At 74.5% G+C, this 7,171-nt stretch carries 9 protein-coding genes; 6 read left to right on the forward strand and 3 right to left on the reverse strand.

Going from position 1 to position 7,171, the window contains the following annotated elements:
- Positions 1-40: 40 nt before the first annotated feature.
- The 3 genes from ACFXPK_RS08700 to ACFXPK_RS08710 form a co-directional block, all read right to left on the reverse strand.
- Positions 41-349: a hypothetical protein gene (locus ACFXPK_RS08700; protein WP_385073109.1), complete on the reverse strand. Its 309-nt coding sequence runs from the start codon at positions 347-349 to the stop codon at positions 41-43.
- 79 nt (positions 350-428) lie between these two features.
- Positions 429-932, reverse strand: a complete 504-nt coding sequence (locus ACFXPK_RS08705; RefSeq protein WP_385006674.1) for a peptidylprolyl isomerase — start codon at positions 930-932, stop codon at positions 429-431.
- A gap of 100 nt (positions 933-1,032) precedes the next feature.
- On the reverse strand, positions 1,033-1,491 hold the full coding sequence (locus tag ACFXPK_RS08710) for a MarR family winged helix-turn-helix transcriptional regulator (RefSeq protein WP_385006672.1): 459 nt from the start codon (positions 1,489-1,491) through the stop codon (positions 1,033-1,035).
- Between the two features lie 239 nt (positions 1,492-1,730).
- Here ACFXPK_RS08710 and ACFXPK_RS08715 point away from each other — a divergent pair, with 239 nt between their 5' ends.
- The 6 genes from ACFXPK_RS08715 to pcaD all read left to right on the forward strand — a co-directional run.
- A complete protein-coding gene (locus ACFXPK_RS08715; RefSeq protein ID WP_385006670.1) occupies positions 1,731-2,486 on the forward strand; it encodes a CoA transferase subunit A in 756 nt (251 codons plus the stop codon).
- Entirely contained in the window at positions 2,486-3,160 is a 675-nt protein-coding gene (locus ACFXPK_RS08720; protein WP_385073111.1) for a CoA transferase subunit B, read from the forward strand. The genes ACFXPK_RS08715 and ACFXPK_RS08720 overlap by 1 nt, the downstream gene beginning before the upstream one ends.
- A gap of 38 nt (positions 3,161-3,198) precedes the next feature.
- Positions 3,199-3,924, forward strand: a complete 726-nt coding sequence (gene pcaH / locus ACFXPK_RS08725; RefSeq protein WP_385006680.1) for a protocatechuate 3,4-dioxygenase subunit beta — start codon at positions 3,199-3,201, stop codon at positions 3,922-3,924.
- Complete coding sequence (gene pcaG, locus ACFXPK_RS08730) at positions 3,924-4,520, forward strand: protocatechuate 3,4-dioxygenase subunit alpha (protein WP_385073114.1); 597 nt, start codon at positions 3,924-3,926, stop codon at positions 4,518-4,520. The genes pcaH and pcaG overlap by 1 nt, the downstream gene beginning before the upstream one ends.
- A gap of 68 nt (positions 4,521-4,588) precedes the next feature.
- Positions 4,589-5,995 (forward strand): 3-carboxy-cis,cis-muconate cycloisomerase, encoded by a 1,407-nt coding sequence (gene pcaB, locus ACFXPK_RS08735; RefSeq protein ID WP_385073126.1) that lies wholly within the window; start codon positions 4,589-4,591, stop codon positions 5,993-5,995.
- Between the two features lie 68 nt (positions 5,996-6,063).
- A partial coding sequence (gene pcaD / locus ACFXPK_RS08740; protein WP_385073129.1) for a 3-oxoadipate enol-lactonase occupies positions 6,064-7,171 on the forward strand: 1,108 nt, incomplete at its 3' end.

A 7,171-nucleotide genomic window follows, 5' to 3' on the forward strand; every position in this document is an offset into this window, starting at 1 on the left:
GGTTACAGCTGCGGGACTCCGGGGGGGTCGCCCTGAGGGGTCACCGCCGCGACGCCGCGGTGGTCGCGCGCCGCTCCCCGGTTCCGGCGTCTCCGGCGGTCCCGGGCCCGCTCCCGATCACATTGACCTGGAGCGAGACCCGGGTCGCACCGGCCGCCAGCGACTCGCGCAGGAGGGTGTCCACCGTAGCCAGTACGGTGTCGGCGCCGCCCTCGACGGTGTTGCCGAACGGCCCGACGTCGACCGCGTCGAGTCGCGCCCCCTGGACGACCTCGCGGGCCACCACCGCGTGGGCGGGCGCCTCGTCGAGGTCGAAGGGTTCGGTCGTGAACTCCACTCTCAAGCGCACCGTGCCTCCACCGCCGGAAAGCCTGGAGGGTCACTGCGGCCGTTCGGGTGCCCCAGGCACTGGGACACGACCTTAGTCGTTACGCGCCCTGCACGGCACCGGAGGCCGAGATGGTGATCTTCGCCGAGGTGGAGCCGGCGCGGGAGCCCAGCGACTCGATCTTCTTGACCAGGTCCTGGCCCTCGACGACCTCGCCGAAGACGACGTGCTTGCCGTCCAGCCAGGACGTCACCACGGTGGTGATGAAGAACTGCGAGCCGTTGGAGTTCGGGCCCGCGTTCGCCATCGAGAGCAGGAACGGGCGGTCGTGCTTGAGCTTGAAGTTCTCGTCGTCGAACTTGTTGCCGTAGATGCTCTTGCCGCCGGTGCCGTTGCCGGCGGTGAAGTCGCCGCCCTGGAGCATGAAGTCCGGGATGACCCGGTGGAAGCTCGACCCGGCGTAGCCGAAGCCCTGCTCGCCGGTGGCCAGCTCGCGGAAGTTCTGGGCGGTCTTGGGGACGACGTCGTCGAAGAGGCGGAAGGTGATCCGGCCGGCCGGCTCGCCGTTGATGGTGATGTCGAAGAACACGTTCTCAGTAGTCATGGGGGACATTCTGTCAGGAGGGTTCGCGCGCGGCCCGACGGGCTCCGACCAGGCACGGAGCCGACATACCCGCGATCGGTCGCCCGAACGGGGGGTGGTTTCAGCGCGCCGCCGGCGCCACGGGGTCGCGCAGGCTCTCCGCCGCCTCGGAGACCCGCCGGAGCAGATCGACGAAGACCTCCTGCTCGGCGGGGGTGAGGGGGCCGAGGAAGACCTGGTTCATCCGGGCGGCGCGCAGCGCCAGCCTGCGGTGCGCCCGCTCGCCGTCGTCGGTGGCGCGCAGCATGAAGCGGCGGCCGTCCTGGGGGTCGCGCACCTTGTCGACCAGGCCGCGGCGGCTCAGCCGGGTGACCACCTCGGCGATGGTGGAGCGGTCCAGGCCGACCCGTTCCCCGGCGGTGCGCTGGTCGAGGCCCGGTTCCGCGACGAGGGCGTTGAGCACGGCGAACTGCGGCGAGGTGGTCTCCTCGGAGACCATCGTGTTCCACAGCAGGTAGTGCGCCTGCTGGAGACGGCGGGCGAGATGCCCGGGGTGCGTGGTCAGGTCCACCGCGGCCATGGTGTGCTCCTCGGGCTGCGCGACACCGGGCGCTCTCCCCGGCGAGATTTCGTCCTTGTACTGAACGATACGCGCCCCGACGGCGCCCCGCTTCCGCTCTTGACGGATGTGGGGCCGGATGGCAGCTTGAGTGAAATCTTGACGAGATAGTCAGTGCCCTGAGTATCTGGCGCCCTGGGACGTATGCCGCGCGGGGCGCCGGACGCCGGGGCGGGCGCCGCGGGAGAGGGGCTTCACGCATGGACAAGGTGGTCGCCGGCGCCGCGGAGGCCGTGGCCGACCTCGGGGACGGGGTGTCGCTCGCCGTGGGCGGCTTCGGTCTGAGCGGGGTGCCGAACGAGCTGATCAAGGCGGTGTACGCGCGCGGTGTGCGCGATCTCGCCGTGGTCTCCAACAACTGCGGCGCGCTGGACTCGGGGCTGGCCGTGCTGCTGGCCGCGGGCCGTATCGCCCGGGTGACCGGCTCGTACATCGGGGCGAACCAGGAGTTCGCCCGGCAGTACCTCGCCGGTGAGATCGAGGTCGAGATGATCCCGCAGGGCACCCTCGCCGAACGGCTGCGGGCCGGCGGCTGCGGCATCCCCGCCTTCTACACCCCGGCCGGGGTCGGCACCCAGATCGCGGAGGGCGGGCTGCCCTGGCGGTACGACGGCCGGGGCGGTGTCGCGCTCGCCTCCCCGGCCAAGGAGGTGCGGGACTTCGACGGTACGGAGTACGTGCTGGAGCGCGGCATCCGTACCGACTTCGCGCTCGTGCGCGCCGCGAAGGGCGACCGGCACGGAAATCTGGTCTTCGCCAAGTCCAGCCGCAACTTCAACCCGCTCGCCGCCATGGCGGGCCGGGTGACCGTCGCCGAGGTGGAGGAGCTGGTGGAGCCCGGCGGGATCCCGCCGGACGAGGTGCACCTTCCGGGGATCTTCGTGCAGCGTGTCGTGGCGCTCACCCCGGAACAGGCCGCCGACAAGGGGATCGAGAAGAGGACGGTGCGCGGCTGATGGCCTGGACGAGGCAGGAGATGGCCGCGCGGGCCGCGCGCGACCTCCCGGACGGCGGTTACGTCAATCTCGGCATCGGTCTGCCGACGCTGATCCCCAACCACCTCCCGGACGGCGTGGAGGTGGTGCTGGAGTCGGAGAACGGCATCCTCGGTGTCGGCCCGTACCCGGCGGAGGACGCCGTCGACCCGGATCTGATCAACGCGGGCAAGGAGACCGTCACCGTCCTGCCCGGGGCCTCGTACTTCGACTCCGCGCTCTCCTTCGGCATGATCCGCGGCGGCCACATCGATGTCGCCGTGCTGGGCGCGATGCAGGTGTCCGCCCGGGGCGATCTCGCCAACTGGGCCGTCCCCGGCAAGCTGATCACCGGTATCGGCGGGGCGATGGACCTGGTCCACGGCGCGCGCACGGTCATCGTCGTGATGACGCACACCGCCAAGGACGGCGGCCCGAAGATCCTCCAGGAGTGCTCCCTGCCGCTGACCGGCCGGGGGTGCGTCGACCGGATCATCACCGATCTGGGGGTGCTCGACGTCACCGGCGACGGGCTGGTGCTGGTGGAGTGCGCGCCCGGGGTCACTGCCGCCGAGATCGTCCGCAGGACCGCCGCCGAGGTCCGTACCCCCGTCCCTGTCCAGCCGCATCCCCGTACCCACGGAGCCGCCCTGTGACCAGCACTCCCCTGCCCGACGGGCTGAGCCAGCGCGAGATGGACGCCGAGGTCGCCAAGGCGCGGGCGGCGTCCGCCGGCGGGGACCACCCGCCGCGCGACTACCCGCCGTACCGCAGCAGCCGGCTGCGCCATCCGGAACAGCCGCTGATCCCGCTGCGGGACCCGGAGGCCGTGGAGCTGACGGGGCCCGCGTTCGGCGTCACCGACGTCACCGCGCTCGACCACGATCTGACACGGCAGCACGCGGGCGAGCCGCTCGGCGAGCGGATCACCGTCTCGGGCCGGGTGCTCGACCGGGCGGGGCGGCCGGTGCGCGGCCAGCTCGTGGAGTTGTGGCAGGCCAACGCCTCCGGCCGGTACGCGCACCAGCTCGACCAGCATCCGGCGCCGCTGGACCCGCACTTCACCGGGTTCGGGCGGTGTCTGACGGACGACGAGGGCGGCTACCGGTTCACCACGATCAAGCCGGGTGCCTACCCGTGGCGCAACCACGTCAACGCCTGGCGCCCCGCGCATCTGCACTTCTCGCTCTTCGGTACGGCGTTCAGCCAGCGTCTGGTCACCCAGATGTACTTCCCCGGCGACCCGATCTTCCCGTACGACCCGGTCCTCCAGTCGGTGACCGACGCGTCGGCGCGGGCCCGGCTGGTGGCGGCGTACGACCATGGGCTGTCCGTGCCCGAATGGTCCCTCGGCTACCGCTGGGACATCGTGCTGGACGGGCCGTCCGCCACGCTCTTCGAGGAAGGCGGCGACCACTGATGCCCGCGTCCGCACCCGCCCCGTCCGGCTCCGGATCCCATCCCCTCGGGCCGACGCCGTCCCAGACGGTCGGGCCGTTCTACGGATACGCCCTGCCCTTCGCGGGCGGCGGCGAGATCGCCCCGGCCGGCCACCCCGACACCCTCACCCTGCACGGACATGTCTACGACGGCGCGGGCCGCCCCGTCCCCGACGCGCTGGTCGAGACCTGGCAGCCCGCGCCGGACGGCTCGCGCGCCGGGCGGCCGGGGTCGCTGCGCCACGACCCCGTCACCGGCCGGGTCGTCGGCCGCGACGGGGTCGGCTTCACCGGCTTCGGGCGGGTGCCGACCGACGCCGACGGGCACTGGGCGGTCCGTACGCTGCCGCCGGGCGGTGTCCCCTACATCAGCGTCGCGGTCTTCGCCCGTGGCCTCCTCCACCACCTCTACACCCGCGCCTATCTGGCGGACACCGGGGACGCGCTGCTGACCTCTCTGGACGACGGGCGGCGCGCCACGCTGGTCGCCGCTCCCGAGTCCGGGGCGCCGCGCACGTACCGTTTCGACATCCGCCTTCAGGGCGAAGGGGAGACGGTCTTTCTGGAGTTCCGGTGAGCCTGTACGACACATCCGGCGGCGGCGCGCCCGGCGCGGACACCCCCGGCGCCGACGGCGCGGGACCGCTGGACGCCGGGCTGCTCGCCCCGGGCCGGGCCGGCAGCCGCGCCGAGGCCGCCACCGGGGACACCGCGTTCCTCCGGGCGATGCTGGACGCGCAGGCCGCGCTGACCCGCGCGCAGGCGGCGCTGGGGCTGGCCCCCGGGGAGGCGGCGCGGGCGGTCGGCGCGGCCTGCGACGCGGCGCGCCCCGACGCCCGGGATCTCGCGCTGCGCGCCCGCGACGGCGGCAATCCGGTGATACCGCTGGTGGCCGCGCTCACCGCCGCGCTGCCGGCCGCGTACGCGCCGTACGTCCACCGGGGCGCGACCAGCCAGGACATCCTGGACACCGCGGCGATGCTGGTGGCCGTGCGGACGCTGGAGCCGGTCCTGGCGGATCTGGACCGTACGGAACGGGCGCTGGCGCGGCTGGCGGCCGAGCACCGCGACACGGTGATGCCGGGCCGCACCCTGACCCAGCACGCGGTCCCGACCACCTTCGGGCTGAAGGCGGCGGGCTGGCGGAGCCTGGTGCTGGACGCCCGCGACCGGCTGCGCGCGGTCCGGGCCACGCTCCCCGTCCAACTGGGCGGCGCGGCCGGTACGTTGGCGGCCTTCGCTGCGTACGGCCAGGAGACGGGCCACGGGACGGACCGTGCGATGGACGGCGGGACGGCGGGCGGGACGGATGGCGGGCGGCCCCGGGACGCGGCGGCGGCGCTGCGGCTGCCCGCCGCCTTCGCCGCCGAACTCGGCCTGGTGGAACCGGCGTTGCCCTGGCACACGCTCCGTACCCCCGTCGCGGATCTCGCCACCGCCCTCGCCTTCACGGCCGCCGCGCTCGGCAAACCGGCCGCCGATGTCCTCACCCTCTCCCGCACCGAGATCGGTGAGCTGTCCGAGGGCGCGGGCGGCGGCTCCTCCGCCATGCCGCACAAGGCGAACCCCGTACGGGCCACGCTGATCACCGCCGCCGCCCGGCGCGCGCCCGCCCTCGCCGCGACGCTCCTCGGCTCGCTGACCGCCGAGGACGAACGGCCCGCGGGCGCCTGGCACGCCGAGTGGGAACCGCTGCGCGATCTGCTCCGGCTGGCCGGCGGCGCGGCACGGGACGCGGCGGAACTCGCCGAGGGGATACGGGTCCACGCCGACGTCATGCGCGCCCACCTGTACCTCACCGACGGGCTGATCGTCTCGGAGCGGCTGTCGGCCGTACTCGCCCCGCTCGTCGGCCGGGCCCGCGCCCAGGCGCTGCTCACCGAGGCGGCGCGGCGTACCCGTACCGGCTCCACGACGCTCGCCGCCGTCCTCACCGCGGTGCTCGCCGACGAACCCGCCCTCGCCGGGCTGGATCTCGGCGGACTCACCGACCCCACCCGGTACACCGGCAGCGCCGGACCCCTCACCGACCGTGCCCTGGAGCGACGTTGACCCCTTCGGAGAACCCTTCGCAGCCACCTTCGGACCGGGAAGGGACCGCCGCGGCCGGCGTCGCGGGACTGCACCACCGCGCCGAGGGGCCCGCCGGCGCGCCCCCGCTGCTGCTGGGCCCCTCGCTCGGCACCTCGCTGGCGCTCTGGGACGGTGTCGTGCCCGAACTCGCCGTCTCCCACCGGGTCGTACGGTGGGACCTGCCGGGCCACGGCGGTTCCGACGCCGCGCTGATCGGCCCCGGGGCGACGGTCGCCGATCTCGCGCGGCTCGTGCTGGCGCTCGCCGACTCGCTCGCCCTGGAGCGGTTCGCGTACGCGGGGGTCTCCCTCGGCGGCGCCGTCGGGCTGCATCTCGCCACGCACGCCCCGGAGCGGATCAGCAGCCTGGCGGTGATCTGCTCCTCGGCGCACTTCGGCGCCCGGGGGCCGTGGGAGGAGCGCGCCGCGCTCGCGCGCCGGGAGGGCATGGCCGGGATCGCGCGGGCGTCGCCGAGCCGCTGGTTCACCCCGGGGTTCACGGTGGCGGCGCTGGTCGACGACGTACGCGGCGCCGACCCCGCCGGGTACGCCGCGTGCTGCGAGGCGCTGGGCGCGTACGACATCCGCGACCTGCTCCCCACCGTCACCGCGCCGACCCTGGTCGTCGCGGGCCGGGAGGATCCGGCGGCGCCGCCCGCGCACTCCCGCGAGATCGCGGACGGGGTGCCGGGGGCCGCGCTCGTCGAGCTGCCGGGCGCCGCGCATCTGGCCCCCGCCGAGCGCCCGGAGGCCGTGACGGCCGCGCTGCGGGCCCATCTGGGCGGTGCGCCGCCCAGCGGGGAGCGGGTCCGCCGTGAGGTGCTGGGCGACGCGCACGTGGCGCGGACGGAGGCCGGGACCACCGCGTTCACGGCGCGCTTCCACGACTTCGTCTCGCGCTGCGCGTGGGGGGAGATCTGGACCGACCCGACCCTCCCCCGGCGCGAACGCCATCTGATCGCCCTGACGGCGCTGGTGGCACAGGGCCACCACGACGAGCTGGCGACCCAGGTACGGGCCGCCGTCCGAGGCGGGCTGACCCCGGACGAGATCGGCGCCGCGCTCCTCCAGTCGGCGGTCTACTGCGGTGTCCCCGCCGCCCGTTCGGCGTTCGCGGTGGCCGGGCGGGTGCTGGCGGAGGACGGCCCGGCCGGCG

This window comes from Streptomyces sp. NPDC059142, assembly GCF_042755665.1.
In the GTDB taxonomy this organism is placed as follows: Bacteria; Actinomycetota; Actinomycetes; order Streptomycetales; family Streptomycetaceae; genus Streptomyces.

Bases quoted from the DNA above. Each gene is read 5' to 3' on its own strand.
- ACFXPK_RS08705 (WP_385006674.1), bottom strand. From the start codon at position 932: ATGACTACTGAGAACGTGTTCTTCGACATCACCATCAACGGCGAGCCG.
- ACFXPK_RS08710 (WP_385006672.1), bottom strand. From the start codon at position 1,491: ATGGCCGCGGTGGACCTGACCACGCACCCCGGGCATCTCGCCCGCCGT.
- ACFXPK_RS08715 (WP_385006670.1), top strand. From the start codon at position 1,731: ATGGACAAGGTGGTCGCCGGCGCCGCGGAGGCCGTGGCCGACCTCGGG.
- ACFXPK_RS08720 (WP_385073111.1), top strand. From the start codon at position 2,486: ATGGCCTGGACGAGGCAGGAGATGGCCGCGCGGGCCGCGCGCGACCTC.
- pcaH (WP_385006680.1), top strand. From the start codon at position 3,199: ATGGACGCCGAGGTCGCCAAGGCGCGGGCGGCGTCCGCCGGCGGGGAC.
- pcaG (WP_385073114.1), top strand. From the start codon at position 3,924: ATGCCCGCGTCCGCACCCGCCCCGTCCGGCTCCGGATCCCATCCCCTC.